This window comes from Pseudomonas sp. LRP2-20, assembly GCF_024349685.1.
In the GTDB taxonomy this organism is placed as follows: Bacteria; Pseudomonadota; Gammaproteobacteria; order Pseudomonadales; family Pseudomonadaceae; genus Aquipseudomonas.
The window spans coordinates 4095421-4117085 of record NZ_AP025944.1 but is presented as its reverse complement, the minus strand read 5'-3'; the positions used below and the strand labels follow the sequence as shown (position 1 = coordinate 4117085).

Here is a 21665-nt window from a genome sequence, read left to right as displayed (position 1 = left end):
TCTTCTTTTTGCCTACAGCCCGTTTTGCAGGGCGCGCCTGTGCTCCAGCAGGGCTCTGGCCATATCGATCATGTGCATGAGTGCAAACGTCAGCTCGCGGGTGCTGCCTTCCTGATGGGAAGCCGTTTCGTGCGCGGTGGCCGCAGCACAGCGCAACAACTCGATGGCGTGGTCCTGGGCCTGCTCGGCGGTGACGCCGGCATGCAAGGTCCAGATCTGGTTGTGCGCGCTTGGGCGCGTGGGGTTGGGGTTGAGGTAGTAATCGAGCGCGCGGCGGGCTGCTTCGCTGTCGAGATCTGTTACGTCGTCTTTCGGTGGTTTCATCCTGATACCTGCGCAAGCCAATGGGAAAGGGTTCTGCCTGAGTTTAATACCTTGGGTATTTATGTGCTTTTCTAGAAATAATACTGAATGTTTATTGAGCGCCAGAAGGCAGTCCGTATCGTGCCAGCGATGAATATGGATAAATGGATTGCCCTCGTCCGTGACCGGATGGAGGAGTTGAAGCTCACCCAAGAGCAGCTTGCCGAGCGCGTCGGCGTGTCTCAAGGCAGCGTGGGGCATTGGGTGAACAAGCGGCGCCAGCCCAAGATCGAATCGATGAACCGTACGTTCGTCGAGATTGGCATGCCCCACTACAGCGTCAGCTTGCAGCTGCGGATACAGGGCCAGGTTGGCGAGGAGCGTGGCACCTACGAGGTGCATGACGACGATGAAGAACTTGACCTCATGCAGTACATCGTGTGCTTCCGCTACCCGGTGTTGGCGTGGGATGAGCTAGGTGCCGCAGAGATGTCCGAGCCGGGTGTATTCGAACAGACGGACTACCTGGCACAGGGCAAGGCGTTCTGGTTGACCGTGGAAAATGACGCGATGAGCGCTGCCAGTGGCCGCAGCGTGCCGCAGGGCATGCGGATACTGGTGGACCCGGGGCTGGAGGCGGAGCCGGGCCGGTTGGTGATTGCCCGGCAGCCGGGGAAGACGGCGATTCTGCGGGAGTTGGCCGAGGAGGGTGGGCAGCAGTACCTGAAGGCGCTGAACCGTAGTTATCCGACGCTGGTGTGTGAAGAGGGCTGCGAGTTTCTCGGGGTGGTCGTGCGGGTGCACGGCGTCTTCTAGGGCGTGGGGTCGGGCATGGCATTTGAGTGAGGGCTGGCAGGTGCATGCCGCAGCTTTTTTTGTGCCTGCGAAATCGAGCGCCGCCCGCGCGGCGCATCGCGAGCTCTGCTCGCTCCTACGTTTGTTTCTGGCCAGTAACGCCTGTGGCAGACGCGCGCGACCGCCTTGTTTGCACGACGCGGTATCGTGCATTGCGCCAAGGCGTCCGCGCGCAAATCCCCCAGGAATAATTGGCCCGAAACAAACGTAGGAGCGAGCAGAGCTCGCGATGCGCCGCGCGGGCGGCGCTCGATCCCTCAGGCGCTAAAAATGCCACGACCTACACCTGTCGGCCGCAACCCACCGCCTCACTCCATCAGTTCGACCAACACCGTCCCTTCGCTGACCATATCCCCTTCCTGGCAGAACAGCGCCTTCACCGTCCCGCCATGGGGCGCGCGAATGCTGTGCTCCATCTTCATCGCCTCAAGCACCACCAGGGCAGTTCCTGCCTCCACCACCTGGCCTGGCGCCACCAGCACCCGCACGATGCTGCCGTTCATGGGCGCGCCCAACCCGCCCTGATGGCTGTGACTGGCTTCGGCCTCGGCAATCGGGTCGAAGGCTTCGACGGCATGCATTTCGCCATCCCAGCGCAGGAACAAAGTGCCAGCGCGGCGCACCGCCAGGTAGCGGCGACGGATTCCGCCCTCATCATGGCTCAGCTGTTCACCTTCAAGCTGCCAGGTGGCAGTGGAGCTGCGCTCCAGGGCAACCGCCTGTTTTTCGCCGCCACTCACCAGGTGCAGGCTGCTGCGTGCCGGCAGCCCCAGGCGCAGGCCATTGCGCTCGGCCCACGGCGAACGGCCATCGTCGGCCCGCTGGAGCGGCGCCTGGCCTTGCAGCCAGGCCTCTGCCGCGGCTTCCCAGAAGCCCGCCGGCAATGCCTGCGGTGCCGGCAACAGCACCTCCTGATGGCGTGGAATGAACCCGGTATCCAGCTCTGCCGCCGCGAAGGCCGGGTGGGCGAGAATACGGCGCAGGAAGGCAATGTTGGTCTTCAGCCCGCCGATGGCGAATTCATCGAGCATGGCCAGCAAGCGCAGGCGTGCCTGTTCGCGGTCCTGCCCCCAGGCAATCAGTTTGCCCAGCATCGGGTCGTAGAACGGCGATACCACATCGCCTTCGCTGACCCCGCTGTCCACCCGGCGGCCTTCGCCCGGTGCCGATTCGCGGTACAGCGCGAGCGTACCGGTGGCCGGCAGGAACTCATTGGCCGGGTCCTCGGCATACAGCCGCACTTCGATGGCATGGCCGATCAGCGGCACCTGCTCCTGAGTCATCGGCAGCGGCTCGCCGCAGGCCACGCGAATCTGCCAGGCCACCAGGTCGAGGCCGGTGATGGCTTCGGTGACCGGGTGTTCCACCTGCAGGCGGGTGTTCATCTCCATGAAGAAGAACTCGCCGCGGGCATCGAGCAGAAACTCGACGGTGCCGGCACCGACATAGCCAATCGCCTGGGCCGCGCGCACCGCTGCCTCGCCCATGGCCCGGCGCAGCTCGGGGGACAGGCCGGGGGCTGGCGCTTCTTCGACCACCTTCTGGTGGCGACGCTGGATCGAGCAGTCACGCTCGTTGAGGTACAGGCAGTTGCCGAGCTGGTCGGCGAACACCTGGATCTCCACATGGCGTGGCTTGAGCACGTACTTTTCCACCAGCATGCGCGCATCGCCGAACGACGACTGCGCCTCACGCTGAGCCGAGGCCAGGGCGTCGGCCAGCTGGCTTTCTTCCTCGACCACTTTCATGCCCTTGCCGCCACCACCGGCGCTGGCCTTGAGCAGCACCGGGTAGCCAATGCGTTCGGCGGCGGCGCGGAAGGTGTCCAGGTCTTGCGCTTCGCCGTGGTAACCGGGCACCAGCGGCACGCCGGCGTCTTCCATCAGCGCCTTGGCGGCCGACTTGCTGCCCATGGCATCGATGGCACTTGCGGGTGGGCCGAGGAAAATCAGCCCGGCCTGTTCGATGGCGCGGGCAAAGCCTGCGTTTTCGGACAGGAAACCATAGCCTGGGTGGATGGCCTGGGCGCCACTGGCCTTGGCCGCAGCGAGAATCTTGTCGACCACCAGGTAGCTGTCGGCGGCCTTGCTGCCGCCCAGGTCGACGCGAATGTCGGCCTCACGGCTGTGGCGGGCGTCACGGTCGGTGGCGCTGTGCACGGCGACCGTGGTCAGGCCCATGGCCTTGGCAGTGCGCATCACCCGGCAGGCGATTTCGCCACGGTTGGCGACCAGCAGGGTGGTCAAAGCGGGACGGCTCATGGGCGCGGTTCCTTCTTGTCGTCGGTTTGCCAGGCGGGGCGGCGTTTTTCCAGGAAGGCGCGCAGGCCCTCCTGGCCTTCGGCGCTGACGCGGATGCGGGCGATGGTGTTTTCACAGTAGCGGCGCAGGGCCGGGCTGAGTTCGCCGTCGTCCACCTCGCGTAGCAGGTCCTTGGTGGCGCGCAGCGCTTGCGGGCTGTTCTGCAGCAGGTTGCTCACCCAGGCTTCGACCTGGGCATCCAGTTCGCTGGCCGGGTACACCTCGGCCAGCAGGCCCAGCTCGCGGGCACGTGCGCCGCTGAAGCGCTCGGCGGTCAGGGCATAGCGGCGTGCTGCGCGTTCGCCGATGGCCTTGACCACGAACGGGCTGATCACCGCCGGTGCCAGGCCGATGCGCACCTCCGACAGGCACAGCTGGGCGTCTTCGGCGCCGATGGCCATGTCACAGCAACTGATCAGGCCCAGCGCGCCACCGAAGGCCGCGCCTTGCACCACGGCCAGGGTCGGCGCCTTCAGGCGATGCAGGGCGTACATCAGCTCGCCGAGTTCGCGGGCGTCATCGAGGTTGGTGTTGAAGTCCAGTTGCGCCGATTGCTGCATCCAGGCCAGGTCGGCGCCGGCGCTGAAGTGCCGGCCACGGCCGCGCAGCAGCAGGAAGCGCAGGCTGGCGTCTTCGGCCAGCTGGTCGAGGGCAACGATCAGTTCGCGGATCATCAGCGCGTTGAAGGCGTTGTTCTTGTCCTCGCGGCTCAGCCACAGGGTGGCGAAGCCGCGCGGGTCGCGGATCACTTCGAGGGTGCTGAAATCGCTCATGGGTCACATCCGGAAAATGCCGAAGCGGCTCTGTTCGATCGGCGCGTTCAACGCGGCTGACAACGCAAGGCCAAGCACGTCGCGGGTCTGCGCCGGGTCGATGACACCGTCGTCCCACAGGCGGGCGCTGGAGTAGTAGGGGTGGCCCTGGTGCTCGTACTGGTCGAGGATCGGCTGCTTGAGCCTGGCCTCGTCCTCGGCACTGAAGGCTTGGCCGCTGCGTTCGCTCTGCTCGCGCTTGACCTGGGCCAACACCCCGGCGGCCTGCTCGGCGCCCATCACGCCAATCCGCGCGTTGGGCCACATCCACAGGAAACGCGGGTCGTAGGCGCGGCCGCACATGCCGTAGTTGCCGGCGCCGAAGCTGCCGCCGATGATCACCGTGAACTTCGGCACCTGGGCGCAGGCGACGGCGGTGACCAGCTTGGCGCCGTGCTTGGCGATGCCGCCTTCCTCGTACTTCTTGCCGACCATGAAGCCGGTGATGTTCTGCAGGAACAGCAGCGGGATGCCGCGCTGGCAGGCCAGCTCGATGAAGTGCGCGCCTTTTTGCGCGGCTTCGGCGAAGAGGATGCCGTTGTTGGCCAGAATCGCCACCGGGTAGCCATGCAGGTGGGCGAAACCGCACACCAGGGTGGTGCCGAACAGCGCCTTGAACTCATCGAACACCGAGCCGTCGACCAGCCGCGCGATCACTTCGCGCACATCGAATGGCTGCTTGGCATCGGCCGGGACCACGCCATACAGCTCGTCGGCGTTGTACAGCGGCGCCACCGGCGCCTGGCGCTGCAGCTTGCCGAGCTTGTGCCAGTTGAGGTTGGCGACGCTGCGCCGGGCGATGGCCAGGGCATGTTCGTCGTTGTCGGCGTAGTGGTCGGCGACGCCGCTGGTGCGGCAGTGCACATCGGCCCCGCCGAGGTCTTCGGCGCTGACCACTTCACCGGTGGCGGCTTTCACCAACGGCGGCCCGGCGAGGAAGATGGTCGCCTGCTGGCGCACCATGATCGCTTCGTCGGCCATGGCCGGCACGTAGGCGCCGCCCGCGGTGCACGAGCCCATCACCACGGCGATCTGCGGGATGCCCAGCGCGCTCATGTTGGCCTGGTTGAAGAAGATCCGCCCGAAGTGCTCGCGATCGGGGAACACTTCATCCTGGCGCGGCAGGTTGGCGCCGCCGGAGTCCACCAGGTAAATGCATGGCAGGCGGTTCTGCAGGGCGATGGTCTGCGCGCGCAGGTGCTTCTTCACCGTCAGCGGGTAGTAGGAGCCGCCTTTGACCGTGGCGTCGTTGGCCACGATCATGCATTCCACGCCTTCGACGCGGCCGATGCCGGCGATCACGCCTGCGGCCGGCACGTCTTCGCCGTATACCTCATGGGCGGCCAGCTGGCCGATCTCGAGGAACGGCGAGCCTGGGTCGAGCAGGCGGTCGATGCGTTCGCGCGGCAGCAGTTTGCCACGCGAGGTATGCCGTTCCTGGGCCTTGGGCCCGCCGCCCTGGGCCACCTGGGCGAGCAGGCCGCGCAGGGCCTGGACCTGTTCGAGCATGGCCGCGCTGTTGCGGGCGAACTCCGCCGAACGCGGGTTGATCTGGGTGTGCAAGGTAGCCATGTGCGCCCGTCCCCTGTGCTCAGCGGGTTTCGTTGAACAGTTCGCGGCCGATCAGCATCCGGCGGATTTCGCTGGTGCCGGCACCGATCTCGTACAGTTTGGCATCGCGCAGCAGGCGGCCAGCCGGGAACTCGTTGATGTAGCCGTTGCCACCGAGAATCTGGATCGCTTCCAGGGCCATTTGCGTAGCGCGTTCGGCGGTGTAGAGGATCACCCCGGCGGCGTCCTTGCGGGTGGTCTCGCCGCGGTCGCAGGCCTGGGCCACGGCATACAGGTAGGCGCGGCTGGCATTGAGCTGGGTGTACATGTCGGCGATCTTGCCCTGGATCAGCTGGAACTCGCCGATGCTCTGGCCGAACTGCTTGCGATCGTGGATGTACGGCACCACCAGGTCCATGCAGCTTTGCATGATGCCGGTCGGGCCGCCGGACAGCACCACGCGCTCGTAGTCCAGGCCGCTCATCAGCACGCGCACGCCGCCGTTGAGCTGGCCGAGGATGTTTTCTTCCGGCACTTCGACGCCGTCGAAGAACAGCTCGCAGGTGTTGGAGCCGCGCATGCCCAGCTTGTCGAACTTGTTGCTGCGGCTGAAGCCTTTCCAGTCACGTTCGACGATGAACGCGGTGATGCCGTGGGGGCCCTTGTCAAGGTCGGTCTTGGCGTAGATCACGTAGGTGTTGGCGTCGGGGCCGTTGGTGATCCAGGTCTTGCTGCCGTTGAGCACGTAGTGGTCGCCGCGCTTCTCGGCGCGCAGCTTCATCGACACCACGTCGGAACCGGCGTTGGGCTCGCTCATGGCCAGGGCGCCAATGTGCTCGCCGCTGATTAGCTTGGGCAGGTACTTGAGCTTCTGCTCGTGGCTGCCGTTGCGGTTGATCTGGTTGACGCAGAGGTTGGAGTGGGCGCCGTAGGAGAGGGCGACCGAGGCCGAGCCACGGCTGATTTCTTCCATCGACACCACGTGGGCCAGGTAGCCCAGGCCGGCGCCGCCGTATTCCTCGGCAACGGTAATGCCCAGCAGGCCCATGTCGCCGAACTTGCGCCACATGTCGGCGGGGAACAGGTTGTCATGGTCGATCTGCGCGGCGCGCGGGGCCAGTTCGGCGGCGACGAAGGTGCGCACCTGGTCGCGGAGCATGTCGATGGTTTCGCCCAGGGCGAAGTTCAGGGTGGGGTAATGCATGCGGGGGCACCTTGTTGTTCTTGAAATTGGATAACACCGTAGCTCAAGTGTGAGTCGCCGAACCCTGTGGGAGCGGGCTTGCCCGCGAAAGCGTCAGCAGGATCACCGTCATTGCCTAAATGATCGCATTCGCGGGCAAGCCCGCTCCCACAGGGTTCGGCGTCAAGCTTGGGCCGGTGTTGTTCATCACCTTTACGTTAACGTAAACCTGCCTTTGGTCGCTGTCAATCCGATCATCACCTTTACGTAAACGTAAATCTGCGCCAGAGTATTCCCAGCTCGTTTCAGCCGTGCCCAGAACAACCACAAGAAGGGACACCCATGAGTCAACCAAGCTACACCCGCGGCCGCCAGGACCAACCGCTGCTGACCCTGACCATCGGCCAGGCCTTCGATGCCACCGTGGCCCGCTGCGCCGATGGCGAAGCGCTGGTGGTGCGCCACCAGGGCCTGCGCTACAGCTGGCGGCAGCTGGCCGAACAGGTCGACATCCATGCCCGCGCCCTGATGGCGCTGGGCGTGAACACTGGCGACCGGGTCGGCATCTGGTCACCCAACTGCGCCCAGTGGTGCATCCTGCAGCTGGCCAGCGCCAAGGTCGGTGCGATCCTGGTCAACATCAACCCGGCCTATCGCGTGGGTGAACTGGAGTACGTACTACGCCAGTCCGGCTGCCGCTGGCTGGTGTGCGCCGATGCGTTCAAGACCTCCGATTACCATGCCATGGTTCAGGAACTGGTAGCGGAGTTGGCGACCGCCAACCTTGGCGAGCTGGCCAGTGAGCGCCTGCCCGAACTGCGTGGGGTCATCAGCCTGGCGGCCAACCCGCCCAGCGGCTTCCTGCCCTGGCAAGCCCTGGCCGAGCGGGCAGGGCAGACTGCGATCGAAGCCTATGCGGCGCGTCAGCAGGGCCTGCAGTTCGACCAGCCGGTGAACATCCAGTACACCTCCGGCACCACCGGCGCGCCCAAAGGTGCCACGCTCAGCCACTACAACATCCTCAACAACGGCTTCATGGTCGGCGAAAGCCTGGGTTTGACCGAACGCGACCGCATGGTGATCCCGGTGCCGTTGTACCACTGCTTCGGCATGGTCATGGCCAACCTCGGCTGCATCACCCACGGCAGCACCATGGTCTACCCGAACGACGCCTTCGACGCCGAGCTGACCCTGCGCGCCGTGGCCGAAGAGCGCGCCAGCATCCTCTATGGCGTGCCGACCATGTTCATCGCCATGCTCGACCACCCGTCGCGCACGCAACTGGACCTGTCGACCCTGCGCAGCGGCATCATGGCTGGCGCTACCTGCCCGATCGAGGTGATGCGCCGGGTGATCGACCAGATGCACATGGCGCAAGTACAGATTGCCTATGGCATGACCGAAACCAGCCCGGTATCCCTGCAGACCGGCCCGGATGACGAACTGGAGCTGCGCGTGACCACCGTCGGCCGCACCCAGCCTCAGCTGGAGACCAAGCTGGTGGACGCCGACGGCTGCATCGTCGCCCGCGGCGAGATCGGCGAACTGTGCACCCGTGGCTACAGCGTGATGCTCGGCTACTGGGACAATCCCCAGGCCACGGCGGATGCCATCGACCCGGCCGGCTGGATGCACTCGGGCGACCTGGCGGTGATGGACGAGCATGGCTACGTACGCATCGTCGGGCGCAACAAGGACATGATCATTCGTGGCGGCGAGAACATCTACCCGCGTGAGCTGGAAGAGTTCTTCTACACCCACCCGGCGGTGGCCGATGCGCAGGTGGTGGGTATTCCGTGCAGCCGTTATGGCGAGGAGATCGTGGCCTGGATCAAGCTGCATCCGGGGCACAGTGCCACGGTTGAAGAGCTTCAAGGCTGGTGCAAGGCGCGCATTGCGCACTTCAAGGTGCCGCGGCATTTCCGCTTCGTCGAAGAGTTTCCGATGACTGTCACGGGGAAGGTGCAGAAGTTCCGGATGAGGGAAATCAGCGTGGCGGAGATGGCAGCTGTGACCGAGTGAGGCTGATAGGGCTCGTCGCGGTATGTCTGCTGGGGTCGAGATCGAGCGCCGCGTGGGCGGCGCTCGGTGGCACAGGCAGACATATTTAACGGCGAGTCCGCCCACCCTTCATGAACAGCGGGTCTACCCTTAAGCCTTCACCGGTGGTTCATCACTCGGCGGATCACCCACCGTCGGCGGTACGGTCGGCTTGATCGGCAGCTCGTCCGGATCCTTTTCCGGCACGGGCGGCGGCAGGCTCGGGTCGTCGATGTTGGGGTCGGGTGTTTCCGGTGGAATGGGAATGTTCATGGCCTGGCCTCGCAGGGGTGAATTGAAGAGGTGCTGCAGGCTCTGACCGCCGGCAGTTGCCGTTCGCTCAATTATTTTGAACCCCTTGTCTGCGCCCGGCTCTGAACCCTTACCGCCACAAGCCTGAGGGAGCAAGGTCGATGTCACGAAACGAGCCCTTTGAAAGTGCGCCCACGGCGAATGATCACCCGGATCAGGCCATCAGCCTGTCCCAGGCGCTGCTGGCGCCACGCATCGTCATCGAAGACACCCAACCCGTGCTCGAAGCCGGCACGTTCGCCGCCAAGGCCGTCAGCGGCCAACAGGTTACGGTCAGCAGCAAGGTCTACAGCGACGGCCACGACCGCCTGGTGGTCATGCTCAACTGGCGCCAGGCGCACAGCCGCCGCTGGCACTGCGTGCCAATGCAGTCGCCGGGCAATGACCTGTGGCTGGCTGATTTCACCCCCACCGAACTGGGCCCGCACCTGTTCAGCATCGAGGCCTGGATCGACCCGTTCGCCACCTATTGCCACGACCTGGAGAAGAAGTACCACGCCGGCGTCGCGGTCGAGCTGGAGCTGGAAGAGGGGCGGCTGATGCTCGGCCAGGGCATCGACCTCAGCGAAGGCGTGCTGCGCGAAGAGATCGCAGCCTTGCAACAGCAGCTGGCTTCGCTCAAGGCCGATGACCAGGTGGCGCTGCTGCTGCACCCTGACACCGCACGGCTGATGGCCGAAGCCGAGCACCGCAGCTACCTGACCCGCAGCCGTGAGTTCCCCCTCGATGTCGACCGGCCGGCCGCACTGTTCGCCAGCTGGTACGAGCTGTTCCCGCGTTCGATCACCGACAGCCCCGAGCGCCACGGCACCTTCAACGACGTGCACGAACGTTTGCCGATGATCCGCGACATGGGCTTCGATGTGCTGTACTTCCCGCCGATCCACCCGATCGGCACCCAGCACCGCAAGGGCCGCAACAATGCGTTGCGCGCCGAGCCCGGCGACCCCGGCAGCCCCTACGCGATCGGCAGCCCCGAGGGTGGCCACGAGGCCATCCACCCGCAGCTGGGCACGCGCGAGGACTTCCGCCGCCTGGTCGCCGCCGCCGCCGAGCACGGCCTGGAGATCGCCCTGGACTTCGCCATCCAGTGCTCCCAGGATCACCCCTGGCTCAAGGAGCACCCTGGCTGGTTCAGCTGGCGCCCCGACGGCACCATCCGCTACGCCGAAAACCCGCCGAAGAAATACCAGGACATCGTCAACGTCGACTTCTACGCCGCCGACGCGGTACCGAGCCTGTGGCTGGCCCTGCGTGACGTGGTGGTTGGCTGGGTCGAGGAGGGCGTGAAGACCTTCCGCGTCGACAACCCGCACACCAAGCCGCTGCCGTTCTGGCAATGGCTGATCGCCAATGTGCGCAGCCAGCACCCCGAGGTGATCTTCCTGGCCGAGGCCTTCACCCGGCCGGCGATGATGGCGCGCCTGGGCAAGGTGGGGTATGCGCAGAGCTACACCTACTTCACCTGGCGCAACACCAAGCAGGAGCTGCGCGAATATTTCGAGGAACTCAACCAGCCGCCGTGGTGCTACTGCTACCGGCCGAATTTCTTCGTCAATACGCCCGACATCAACCCCTTTTTCCTGCACAGCTCGGGCCGTGCCGGCTTCCTCATCCGCGCCGCACTGGCGACCATGGGGTCGGGGCTGTGGGGCATGTATTCAGGCTTCGAACTGTGCGAAGGCACGCCACTGCCGGGCAAGGAGGAGTACCTGGATTCGGAGAAGTACGAGATCCGCCCGCGTGATTTCAACCAGCCCGGCAACATCATTGCCGAAATTGCCCAGCTCAACCGTATCCGCCGGCAGAACCGGGCGTTGCACACCCACCTGGGCGTGGCGTTCTTCAACTGCTGGAACGACAACATCCTGTACTTCGCCAAGCGCACGCCCGAGCGCGACAACTACATCCTGGTGGCGATCAGCCTCGACCCGCACAACGCCCAGGAAGCCAGTTTCGAGTTGCCATTGTGGGAGTTGGGGCTGGATGACAACGCCGACACCCACGGCGAGGACCTGATGAACGGCCATCGCTGGACCTGGCATGGCAAGACCCAGTGGATGCGTATCGAACCCTGGCACCAGCCGTTCGGCATCTGGCGCATAGAAAAGGCCCGTTAGCACGGCACGCCACATTCCCTGTGGGAGCGGGCTTGCCCGCGAACACCGGCAAAGCCGGTGCCATCCACTGCGGTGCCTGCTTCGCGGGCAAGCCCGCTCCCACAAGGATCTCGCCGAACCCAGGACAGAAAGGAGTCACCCATGGCCAAGCGTTCCCGCCCGGCAGCCTTCATCGATGACCCGCTGTGGTACAAGGACGCCGTGATCTACCAGCTGCACATCAAGTCGTTCTTCGATGCCAACAACGACGGCATTGGTGATTTCGCTGGCCTGATCAGCAAGCTCGACTATATCGCCGAACTGGGCGTAAACACCCTGTGGCTGCTGCCGTTCTACCCCTCGCCACGGCGCGACGATGGCTACGATATCGCCGAGTACAAGGCTGTGCACCCGGACTATGGCAGCATGGCCGATGCCCGCCGCTTCATCGCCGAGGCACACAAGCGCGGCCTGCGGGTGATCACCGAGCTGGTCATCAACCACACCAGCGACCAGCACCCCTGGTTCCAGCGCGCCCGCCATGCCAAGCGCGGCAGCAAGGCGCGGGACTTCTACGTGTGGTCGGACGACGATCAGAAATACGACGGCACGCGGATCATCTTCCTCGACACCGAGAAGTCCAACTGGACCTGGGACCCGGTCGCCGGCCAGTATTTCTGGCACCGTTTCTATTCGCACCAGCCGGACCTCAACTTCGACAACCCGCAGGTGCTCAAGGCCGTCATCGAGGTGATGCGCTTCTGGCTCGACCTGGGTGTCGACGGCCTGCGCCTGGATGCCATCCCGTACCTGATCGAGCGCGATGGCACCCACAACGAAAACCTGCCCGAGACCCACAGGGTGCTCAAGGCCATCCGCGCCGAAATCGATGCCAACTACCCCGACCGCATGCTGCTGGCCGAGGCCAACCAGTGGCCCGAGGACACCCGCCCGTACTTCGGCGAGGGTGATGGCGACGAATGCCACATGGCCTTCCACTTTCCGCTGATGCCGCGCATGTACATGGCCCTGGCCATGGAGGACCGCTTCCCGATCACCGACATCCTGCGCCAGACCCCGGATATCCCGGCCAACTGCCAGTGGGCGATCTTTTTGCGCAACCACGATGAGCTGACCCTGGAGATGGTCACCGATCGCGAGCGCGACTACCTGTGGAACTACTACGCCGAAGACCGCCGCGCGCGCATCAATCTTGGCATCCGCCGGCGCCTGGCGCCGCTGCTGCAGCGCGACCGCCGGCGCATCGAACTGCTAACCAGCCTGCTGTTGTCGATGCCCGGCACGCCAACCCTGTACTACGGCGACGAACTGGGCATGGGCGACAACATCTACCTCGGTGACCGCGACGGCGTGCGTACGCCGATGCAATGGTCGCCAGACCGCAACGGCGGTTTCTCCAGGGCCGACCCGCAGCGCCTGGTGCTGCCGCCGATCATGGACCCGTTGTACGGCTACCAGACCGTCAACGTCGAAGCCCAGGCCCATGATCCGCACTCGTTGCTGAACTGGAACCGCCGCCTGCTGGCGGTACGCAAGCAGCAGAAGGCCTTTGGCCGCGGCAGCCTGCGCATGCTCACGCCAAGCAACCGGCGCATCCTGGCGTACATCCGCGAGTACACCGACGCCGATGGCAACAGCGAGGTGATTCTTTGCGTCGCCAACGTTTCCCGCGCCGCCCAGGCCGCCGAGCTCGAACTGTCGCAATACGCTGACAAAGTGCCGGTTGAGATGCTCGGCGGCAGCGCCTTCCCGCCGATCGGCCAGTTGCCGTTCCTGCTGACCTTGCCGCCTTATGCCTTTTACTGGTTCCTGCTGGCTGCCCACGACCGCATGCCCAGCTGGCACATCCAAGCCACCGAGGGGTTGCCGGAATTGACCACGTTAGTGCTGCGCAAACGCATGGAAGAACTGCTCGAACCGCCCTCCAGCGACACCCTGCAAGGCACCATCCTGCCGCAATACCTGCCCAAGCGCCGCTGGTTCGCCGGCAAGGAAGGCCCGATCGACCAGGTGCGCCTGCGCTACGGCGTGCGCTTTGGCACCGCCACCACACCAGTGCTGCTCAGCGAGATCGAAGTGCTCAGCGACGGCGTGGCCAACCAGTACCAGCTGCCGTTCGGCCTGCTGCCGGAAGAACAGATCAACACGGCGCTGCCGCAGCAGCTGGCGCTGGCGCGGGTCCGCCGTGGCCGCCAGGTTGGCCTGATCACCGACGCCTTCGTCCTTGAACCGTTCATCCGCGCTGTACTGCGCGCCTGTCAGGACGGTGTGCAGCTGCCTTGCGGCAATGGCCAGGGCGAACTGCACTTTGAGTGCACCGCACAGCTGGCTGAGCTTGAGCTGAATGAGGAAAGCCCAGTGCGTTACCTCAGCGCCGAGCAGTCCAACAGCTCGGTGGTGATTGGCGACCGCGTGGTGCTCAAGCTTATCCGTCGGGTCAATCCGGGCATTCACCCGGAGCTGGAGATGAGCGCCTACCTCACCGCCGGCGGCTTCGCCAACATCTCGCCGCTGCTGGCCTGGGTCAGCCGCGTCGACGAGCAGGGCGCGCCGCACCTGTTGATGATCGCCCAGGGCTACCTGAGCAATCAGGGCGATGCCTGGGCCTGGACCCAGAACACCCTGGAGCGGGCCATCCGCGATGAGATGGAGCCGACCAGCGCTGATGCCGAAGCCCATACCGATGCGCTGGCCGAACTCAACGGATTCGCTGCCTTGCTCGGCCAGCGCCTGGGCGAGATGCACCTGCTGCTGGCGGCACCGAGCAACGATCAAGCCTTCCAGCCGCGCCCCAGCGACGCCGACGACAGCCAACGCTGGAGCGTGCAGATCAGTGCCGAACTGAACCACGCCCTCGACCTGCTGGCCCAGCACCGCGAACACCTCGACAGCGACAGCCAGGCCCTGGTCGACGACCTGCAACAGCAGCGTGACGGCCTTGCCCAGCACATCGCCAGGCTCGCCGAACAGGCCCAGGGTGGCCTGCTGATGCGCGTGCACGGCGACTTGCATCTGGGCCAGGTCCTGGTGGTACAGGGCGATGCCTACCTGATCGATTTCGAGGGCGAGCCGGCCCGTCCGCTGGACGAGCGCCGGGCCAAACACAGTCCGTACAAGGATGTCAGCGGCGTGTTGCGATCCTTCGACTATGCTGCTGCGATGATCCTGCGCAGCGCGTCTGCGGTCGACCTTTCCGGCCCGGCGCGCCAGGCCCGGCAACGGGTTGCCCGGCAGTACCTGCACCAGTCGCGGCATGCCTTCGTCGAGGCCTATGGCCTGGCCACCGCCGCCATGCCCCACGCCTGGCAACAGGCCGAAGGCGAGCGCGCCGCACTGGAGTTGTTCTGCCTGGAAAAAGCCGCCTACGAAATTACATACGAAGCCGAAAACCGTCCGAGTTGGCTGGCCGTGCCCTTGCATGGCTTGCATGGACTGATCAGTACCTGGGGAGAGTCATAGATGAATGCAACCACGCGTGATAACGGCGGCCTTCGGCAACGTGACCTGGATGCCCTGGCCCGCGCCGAGCACGCCGATCCATTTGCAGTGCTGGGCCCCCATGCAGACGGGCAGGGCGGCTTGCTGGTGCGGGCGTTCCTGCCCAATGCGCTGAACGTGCGGCTGCTGGCGCGCCATGATGGGCGTGTCCTCGCCGAAATGGTGCAGGGCAGCCTGCCCGGCCTGTTCAGCGCGCACCTTGATGAGGCACACCCGTACCTGCTGCAGATCGGCTGGGCCGGGGGCGAGCAGGTGACCGAAGACCCCTACAGCTTTGGCCCGCAACTGGGTGACATGGACCTCTACCTGTTCGCCGAGGGCAATCACCGCGACTTGTCCGGGCGCTTTGGCGCCCAGCCGGTCCAGGTCGATGGCATCGATGGCGTGTGCTTCTCGGTGTGGGCACCCAATGCCCGACGGGTCTCGGTGGTGGGCGACTTCAACAACTGGGACGGCCGCCGCCACCCCATGCGCCTGCGCCACAGCGCCGGGGTGTGGGAGCTGTTCGTGCCGCGCTTGGGCGTGGGTGAAACCTACAAGTTCGAAGTGCTCGGCAAGGACGGCATACTGCCGCTCAAGGCTGACCCGCTGGCCCGCGCCACCGAGCTGCCGCCGAGTACGGCGTCGAAGGTGGCCGGTGAGCTGAGCCACGAATGGCATGACCACGACTGGATGGAACACCGCGCCCAGCGCCATGCCTACAGTGCACCGCTGTCGATCTACGAACTGCACCCCGGCTCCTGGCAATGCGAGCTCGACGAACTGGGAGAAGTGTCGCGCTACTACAACTGGCGCGAGCTTGCCGAACGCCTGGTGCCTTACGTGCAGCAGCTGGGCTTCACCCACATCGAACTGTTGCCGATCATGGAGCATCCATTCGGTGGTTCCTGGGGCTATCAGCCGCTGTCGTTGTTCGCCCCGACTTCACGCTATGGCAGCGCCGAGGACTTCGCGTTCTTCGTCGATGCCTGCCACCAGGGCGGCATCGGCGTGATCCTCGATTGGGTGCCGGCGCATTTCCCCACCGACGAACATGGCCTGGCGCGTTTCGACGGCACCGCACTGTATGAGTACGACAACCCGCTGGAAGGCTTCCACCAGGACTGGAACACGCTGATCTACAACCTTGGCCGCAACGAAGTGCGCGGTTTCATGCTGGCCTCGGCGCTGCACTGGCTCAAGCACTTCCATGTCGACGGCCTGCGCGTCGATGCGGTCGCTTCGATGCTGTACCGCGACTATTCGCGCAAGGCCGGCGAGTGGGTGCCAAACCGCCACGGTGGGCGCGAAAACCTCGAGGCCATCGACTTCATCCGCCACCTCAACGGCATCGCCGCCCACGAGGCGCCGGGGGCGCTGATCATCGCCGAGGAGTCCACCGCCTGGCCAGGCGTCAGCCAGCCGATCCAGCAGGGCGGCCTGGGTTTTGCCTACAAGTGGAACATGGGCTGGATGCACGACACCTTGCATTACATCCAGAACGACCCGGTGCACCGCACCTATCACCACAACGAAATGAGCTTCGGCCTGATCTACGCCTACTCCGAGCATTTCATCCTGCCCATTTCCCATGATGAGGTGGTGCACGGCAAGCATTCGTTGATCGACAAGATGCCCGGCGACCGCTGGCAGAAGTTCGCCAACCTGCGCGCCTACCTGACCTTCATGTGGACCCACCCAGGCAAGAAGCTGCTGTTCATGGGCTGCGAGTTCGGCCAGTGGCGCGAGTGGAACCACGACCACCAGCTGGACTGGTACCTGCTGCAGTACCCGGAACACCAGGGCGTGCAGCGCCTGGTCGGTGACCTGAACCGCCTGTACCGCGAGCTGCCGGCGCTGCACGAGCAGGACTGCCAGCCCCAGGGCTTCCAGTGGCTGATCGGCGATGACGCGCACAACAGCGTGTATGCCTGGTTACGCTGGAGCAGCCAGGGCGAGCCGCTGCTGGTGGTGGCCAACTTTACCCCGGTGCCGCGCGAGGGGTACCGGATTGGCGTGCCGTTCGGGGCGCGTTGGCAGGAGTTGCTCAACAGCGATGCCGAGCTGTATGCCGGGTCGAATGTCGGCAATCTGGGGGCGGTGGAGAGTGATCAAGTGGCCAGCCATGGGCAGCCACTGTCATTGGCGCTGAACCTGCCGCCGCTTGGGGTTCTGGTAATGAAACCGGCCTGATTCATCGCCTGTGTCGGCCTCTTCGCGGGCAAGCCCGCTCCCACAGGTACTGCACCAACCTTCAGGTGAGTGCTATTTCTGTGGGAGCGGGCTTGCCCGCGAAGAGGCCGTGCCTGCCTACCACCGCATCCGCACCCCAAGGCTGCCAATCAGCCCGTTGAGGTCGTTGCCATCCACATCGCTGCTGTAATCGGCACTGACAAACAGCGCCACCGATGGTGTCACTCGTGCCACCAGCCCCAAACCCAGTTCCACCGTGGTCGAATAACGCGAGCTGGAGATCTTGTCGACCTGGTCCAGCTTCACCTCGCTGGTGTCGTTGAAGTCATACCAGACGTTGGTCCGCACATAGGGCTCGATCGGCATGCCTTTGACCTCGTAGCGCCCGGACAATTTGGCACCCACGCGTCCGCTCCAGCTGGGCTGGCTGTCAAAGGCCTGCAAGGTCTCTGCCTGCACCTGGTTGCCGGGGAAGAACTGCTGGTTGATCAACTGCGCCTGGGGCTCGATCACCCAGCCACCCCCCAGGCCGATCGGGTAACCGCCCTCCACCGAGAAGGTCATCGCATGGCCGCTGTCATCCAGCCGTTGGCCTTTGTCGCCACGGCCCATCACCTCGATGCGTGAGCCCATGGCCACGGCATCCAGGTGCCAGCCTTGCTCATGGGTCATGCTCCAGTACACCCCCAGGCTCTCGCCGCTGAGGTTGACCGCATTGCGCTGCTTGTCCCCCAGCAACGGCCGTGCGCCGTTGAAGCTGCTCTGCAGGTTGTTGTGCCCCACGAAGATGCCCGCACGGTGCACGTTGCCATCGGCGGTTTCACGCACGAACAGGTCCGGGCCGATCATCAGTTGCTGGCTGGGCGCTTCCAGCTGCTCTGGCGTCCGCGCGCCAGGCTGCGGCGTGGCGCCAGGGAAGAACTGTGCCCACTGGCCGCCCACCAGGTCGGGGGCTGGCAGGCTGTGCCGTTCGCCCATCTTCTCACTGAAGGCGTTAAGCGTACCCAGGCTCAGGCCGCTGGCGCTGACCGGGTCGAGCGACAACGTCGGCACCGTCGCGTGTTGCAGGTAGCTGGGGGAGATCGGATCTTCCTGCAATTCGAACGCGAACGTTTCCACCGGGGTTGCCAGAAGCATCGACGTGGAAACCGCGTAGAAAAAATGATCGAAGCGCAAGGGATTCGAGGTTCTTTTCATGGCGGATCTCCTCTGTTTTTTTTGTTGCAAAGCCCAAGGACCTGGCCTGTTGTCACGAGCTGTACGACAAAAACAGAGGGCGACCCAAACCAGCACGCCAGCTTTCGCGAGCGCGCACAAAGGCGCGAGCTAGAGGCCCGGCGCGAGTTTTTACGTCTAGTGATACTGTTCAGCTAAGGAGAGTCCGGGGCTTGCGTCAAGAAAGCGTGAAAGGTCTGTTCACACTCCGTGACTGCCGTTAACCCTATGATTATCTTGGCGAAGTTGTTTGGTATAGCGGTGATCGCTATTTCTGCGCCATTGGCTATGCCGAATCATTGTTACAACCTGACCTCAACGGCCAGTGGCAAGTGGTCGGAAAGGTGCGTCCAAGGTTTGTGCCCCAGAATCTGCGGCGCATGGCTATCGGCATTGCGCAGGTAGATGCGGTCCAGGCGCAGTAGCGGCAAGCGGGCCGGGTAGGTGCGGGCGAGCAGGCCGTGGTGGCGCTCGAAGGCCTCGTGCAAGTCGCGCTGCAGGCGCAGGATGCGGTTACCGTGTTGCTGCCAGTCGTTGAAGTCGCCGGCGATGATTACCGGTGCATCCTTGGGCAGTGCATCGAGGAGCTGGCGCAGCAGTTGCAACTGCTTCTGCCGGTGGCTTTCCAGCAGCGACAGGTGCACGCAGATGGCATGCACCTTGTGCTGGCCGGGGACGTCGAGGATGCAATGCAACAGGCCGCGACGCTCGGGGCCGGTGATCGACACGTCGAGGTTGCGGTGTTCGATGATCGGGTACTTGGACAGCAGTGCATTGCCGTGGTGGCCATCGGGGTAGACCGCATTGCGGCCATAGGCGAAGTCGCTCCACATGCTGTCGGCGAGGAATTCATATTGCGAAGTCTGTGGCCAGCCGGGATAGCGTGCGGCATGGCGATCGTGACTGCCGAGCACTTCCTGGAGAAAGACGATATCGGCCTGGGTACTGCGCACCGCCTCGCGTAGCTCAGGCAGAATGAAGCGCCGGTTGAAGGCGGTGAAGCCCTTGTGCGTGTTCACAGTCAGCACCCGCAGCCGTTTGACGGGCGCGGACTGGCGGGTGCTGATGAAACCTGGGCTGCCGGCTTCGAGGTTCACGGTGGCTCCTCAATGCAACAGATACAGATGGGACAGGGCGCGCCGGTGCCGGTTCACTCTTCCTCGCGCTGCAACACCATCAGCAGCAGCGACCGCCCCTTGACTTCGAAGGTGCTGTCGAACTGCAGATGCTGCGGCTTGCGCAGCTCCGGCCGGTCGGTATCGATCAGGCAACTCCAGTAGTCGCCTTCCGGCACGGCCGGCAGCAGGAACGGCACCACATCATGGTGAGCATTGACGATCAGCAGCATGGTCGCCTCCGAGCCGGGCCGCGCGATGCCACTGACCTGGGCGCGGCCATCGATCAGCATGCCCAGGCAACGCCCGTGCGGGTCTTCCCACTGCTCAACGCTCATCTCGCTGCCATCCGGTGCCAGCCAGGTGACGTCCTTGACCCCGATCGCCTCATTGTAATCGCCCACCAGGAAGCGTGAGCGGCGCAGTACGGGGTAGGCCAGGCGCAGGCGAGTCAGGCGCTTGACGAAGGCCAGCAGTTCCTTGCCGTCCTGGTCCAGGTCCCAGTTGACCCAGCCGATCTCGCTGTCCTGGCAGTAGGCGTTATTGTTGCCGTGCTGGGTGCGGCTGAACTCATCACCCGCCACGATCATCGGCGTCCCCTGAGCCAGCAGCAGCGTGGCAAAGAAGTTGCGCATCTGGCGCATGCGCAGGGCTTTGACCTGCGGATCGTCGGTGGGGCCTTCAACGCCGCAGTTCCACGACAGGTTGTTGTCGGTGCCGTCCTGGTTGTTCTCGTCGTTGTCTTCGTTGTGCTTGCTGTTGTACGACACCAGGTCGCGCAGGGTGAAGCCATCGTGGGCGGTGATGAAGTTGACCGAGGAATACGGCCGGCGCCCGCGGTTGTTGAACATGTCGCCCGACGCCGTCAGGCGTGCGGCAAAATCGGCCAGCTGGCCTTCGTCGCCTTTCCAGAAGGCCCGTGCGGTATCGCGGAAGCGGTCGTTCCATTCGGCCCAGCCTGGCGCGAAGTTGCCCACCTGGTAGCCACCAGGGCCACAGTCCCAGGGCTCGGCGATCAGTTTTACCTGGCTGAGCATTGGGTCCTGACGGCAGGCGACGAGGAAACCGTGGCGCTCGCTGTAGCCATCGTGGTAGCGGCCGAGGATGGTCGCCAGGTCGAAGCGGAAGCCGTCCACGTGCATCTCGCCGGCCCAGTAGCGCAGCGAGTCGGTGACCAGCTGCAGCACGCACGGGTGGCTGAGGTCGAGGGTGTTGCCGGTGCCGGAATCGTTGATGTAGTAACGCTTGTCGTCGGGCATCAGGCGGTAGTACGAGGCGTTGTCGATGCCGCGCATCGACAGGGTCGGGCCGCGCTCGTTGCCTTCGGCGGTGTGGTTGTAGACCACGTCGAGGATTACCTCCAGGCCGGCGTCATGCAGGTGCGCGACCATTTCCTTGAACTCGGCGATCTTGCCACTGGCCAGGTAGCGCGGGTGCGGTGCGAAGAAGGCGATGCTGTTGTAGCCCCAGTAATTGTTCAGGCCCTTGTCCAGCAGGTGCTGGTCGTTGACGAAGGCATGGATCGGCAGCAGCTCGATGCTCGACACACCCAGGTCCTTGATGTGCTTGAGCAGCTCGTCGTTGGCAAGGCCGGCGAAGGTGCCGCGCAGTGCTTCCGGCACCGCCGGGTGGCGCATGCTGATGCCGCGTGCGTGGGCTTCGTAGATGATCGTGCGTTCCCAGGGGATCTGCACACGCTGGTCGCGGCCCCAGGTGAAGGCCGGGTCGATGACCTTGCATTTGGGCACGAAGGGCGCGCTGTCGCGTTCGTCGAACGACAGGTCGCCGTCGGGGTGGCCGATGGTGTAGCCGAACAGCGCCTCGGACCATTTCAGGCTGCCGACCAGTTGCTTGGCATAGGGGTCGATCAGCAGTTTGTTGGGGTTGAAGCGGTGACCGTTTTCCGGCTCGTAAGGGCCGTATACACGGTAGCCATAGACCAGCCCGGGATGCGCGTCGGGCAGGTAGCCGTGGTAGATCTCGTCGGTGTACTCGGGCAGTTCGATGCGCTCGATTTCCTGCTCGCCAGTAGAGTCGAACAGGCACAGCTCGACCTTGGTGGCATTGGCCGAGAACAGGGCGAAGTTGACCCCCAGGCCGTCCCAGGTGGCGCCCAGGGGGAAAGGCATACCCTCACGAATGCGCGATGGGGCGACGGAGCGGGTTTTCTTGGGCGTGCGCGGGCTCAT

14 protein-coding genes are annotated in these 21665 nt (G+C 64.6%); 5 read left to right on the top strand and 9 right to left on the bottom strand.

The genetic code is table 11. The annotated features are described in order from the left end of the window. Positions 1-12 precede the first annotated feature (12 nt). Positions 13-324, bottom strand: coding sequence for a DUF6124 family protein (locus OCX61_RS18425; protein ID WP_261940817.1), 312 nt, complete (start codon positions 322-324; stop codon positions 13-15). Between the two features lie 87 nt (positions 325-411). Here OCX61_RS18425 and OCX61_RS18420 point away from each other — a divergent pair, with 87 nt between their 5' ends. Then, positions 412-1119, top strand: coding sequence for a LexA family transcriptional regulator (locus OCX61_RS18420; RefSeq protein WP_261940816.1), 708 nt, complete (start codon positions 412-414; stop codon positions 1117-1119). Between the two features lie 347 nt (positions 1120-1466). On the opposite strand, the gene OCX61_RS18415 is transcribed toward OCX61_RS18420, so the two are convergent. The 4 genes from OCX61_RS18415 to OCX61_RS18400 are packed head-to-tail and all read right to left on the bottom strand — an operon-like array spanning position 1467 to position 7025. Further along, on the bottom strand, positions 1467-3419 hold the full coding sequence (locus OCX61_RS18415) for an acetyl/propionyl/methylcrotonyl-CoA carboxylase subunit alpha (RefSeq protein ID WP_261940815.1): 1953 nt from the start codon (positions 3417-3419) through the stop codon (positions 1467-1469). Next, positions 3416-4231 (bottom strand): gamma-carboxygeranoyl-CoA hydratase, encoded by an 816-nt coding sequence (locus OCX61_RS18410; protein WP_261940814.1) that lies wholly within the window; start codon positions 4229-4231, stop codon positions 3416-3418. Before OCX61_RS18410 ends, OCX61_RS18415 begins: the two co-directional genes overlap by 4 nt. 3 nt (positions 4232-4234) lie before the next feature. Next, entirely contained in the window at positions 4235-5842 is a 1608-nt protein-coding gene (locus OCX61_RS18405; RefSeq protein ID WP_261940813.1) for a carboxyl transferase domain-containing protein, read from the bottom strand. Positions 5843-5861: 19 nt separating this feature from the next. Continuing rightward, positions 5862-7025, bottom strand: a complete 1164-nt coding sequence (locus OCX61_RS18400) for an isovaleryl-CoA dehydrogenase (protein WP_261940812.1) — start codon at positions 7023-7025, stop codon at positions 5862-5864. Positions 7026-7346: 321 nt separating this feature from the next. Between OCX61_RS18400 and OCX61_RS18395 the strand changes: the two genes are divergently transcribed. Next, positions 7347-9026, top strand: coding sequence for an AMP-binding protein (locus OCX61_RS18395; RefSeq protein WP_261940811.1), 1680 nt, complete (start codon positions 7347-7349; stop codon positions 9024-9026). 129 nt (positions 9027-9155) lie between these two features. Here OCX61_RS18395 and OCX61_RS18390 read toward each other — a convergent pair whose 3' ends face one another. Beyond that, a complete protein-coding gene (locus OCX61_RS18390) occupies positions 9156-9317 on the bottom strand; it encodes a hypothetical protein (RefSeq protein WP_261940810.1) in 162 nt (53 codons plus the stop codon). 140 nt (positions 9318-9457) lie between these two features. Here OCX61_RS18390 and OCX61_RS18385 point away from each other — a divergent pair, with 140 nt between their 5' ends. The 3 genes from OCX61_RS18385 (at position 9458) to glgB (ending at position 17146) form a co-directional block, all read left to right on the top strand. Beyond that, positions 9458-11476, top strand: coding sequence for an alpha-1,4-glucan--maltose-1-phosphate maltosyltransferase (locus OCX61_RS18385; RefSeq protein ID WP_261940809.1), 2019 nt, complete (start codon positions 9458-9460; stop codon positions 11474-11476). A 141-nt stretch (positions 11477-11617) separates the two neighbouring features. Further along, positions 11618-14935, top strand: a complete 3318-nt coding sequence (gene treS, locus OCX61_RS18380) for a maltose alpha-D-glucosyltransferase (protein ID WP_261940808.1) — start codon at positions 11618-11620, stop codon at positions 14933-14935. Further along, complete coding sequence (glgB, locus tag OCX61_RS18375) at positions 14936-17146, top strand: 1,4-alpha-glucan branching protein GlgB (RefSeq protein WP_261940807.1); 2211 nt, start codon at positions 14936-14938, stop codon at positions 17144-17146. A gap of 117 nt (positions 17147-17263) precedes the next feature. Here the strand turns inward: glgB and OCX61_RS18370 are convergent, their stop codons facing one another. From OCX61_RS18370 to glgX, 3 genes are all read right to left on the bottom strand, one after another. Then, positions 17264-18343, bottom strand: a complete 1080-nt coding sequence (locus OCX61_RS18370) for an autotransporter domain-containing protein (protein WP_261940806.1) — start codon at positions 18341-18343, stop codon at positions 17264-17266. 320 nt (positions 18344-18663) lie between these two features. Next, on the bottom strand, positions 18664-19458 hold the full coding sequence (locus OCX61_RS18365) for an endonuclease/exonuclease/phosphatase family protein (protein WP_261940805.1): 795 nt from the start codon (positions 19456-19458) through the stop codon (positions 18664-18666). 53 nt (positions 19459-19511) lie between these two features. Beyond that, entirely contained in the window at positions 19512-21665 is a 2154-nt protein-coding gene (glgX, locus tag OCX61_RS18360) for a glycogen debranching protein GlgX (RefSeq protein WP_261940804.1), read from the bottom strand.

Coding starts and splice junctions, on each gene's coding strand:
- OCX61_RS18410 (WP_261940814.1), bottom strand. CDS start 4,231: ATGAGCGATTTCAGCACCCTCGAAGTGATCCGCGACCCGCGCGGCTTC.
- glgB (WP_261940807.1), top strand. CDS start 14,936: ATGAATGCAACCACGCGTGATAACGGCGGCCTTCGGCAACGTGACCTG.
- OCX61_RS18415 (WP_261940815.1), bottom strand. CDS start 3,419: ATGAGCCGTCCCGCTTTGACCACCCTGCTGGTCGCCAACCGTGGCGAA.
- OCX61_RS18420 (WP_261940816.1), top strand. CDS start 412: ATGTTTATTGAGCGCCAGAAGGCAGTCCGTATCGTGCCAGCGATGAAT.
- OCX61_RS18390 (WP_261940810.1), bottom strand. CDS start 9,317: ATGAACATTCCCATTCCACCGGAAACACCCGACCCCAACATCGACGAC.
- glgX (WP_261940804.1), bottom strand. CDS start 21,665: ATGAGCCCGCGCACGCCCAAGAAAACCCGCTCCGTCGCCCCATCGCGC.
- treS (WP_261940808.1), top strand. CDS start 11,618: ATGGCCAAGCGTTCCCGCCCGGCAGCCTTCATCGATGACCCGCTGTGG.
- OCX61_RS18370 (WP_261940806.1), bottom strand. CDS start 18,343: ATGAAAAGAACCTCGAATCCCTTGCGCTTCGATCATTTTTTCTACGCG.
- OCX61_RS18385 (WP_261940809.1), top strand. CDS start 9,458: ATGTCACGAAACGAGCCCTTTGAAAGTGCGCCCACGGCGAATGATCAC.
- OCX61_RS18395 (WP_261940811.1), top strand. CDS start 7,347: ATGAGTCAACCAAGCTACACCCGCGGCCGCCAGGACCAACCGCTGCTG.
- OCX61_RS18405 (WP_261940813.1), bottom strand. CDS start 5,842: ATGGCTACCTTGCACACCCAGATCAACCCGCGTTCGGCGGAGTTCGCC.
- OCX61_RS18425 (WP_261940817.1), bottom strand. CDS start 324: ATGAAACCACCGAAAGACGACGTAACAGATCTCGACAGCGAAGCAGCC.
- OCX61_RS18400 (WP_261940812.1), bottom strand. CDS start 7,025: ATGCATTACCCCACCCTGAACTTCGCCCTGGGCGAAACCATCGACATG.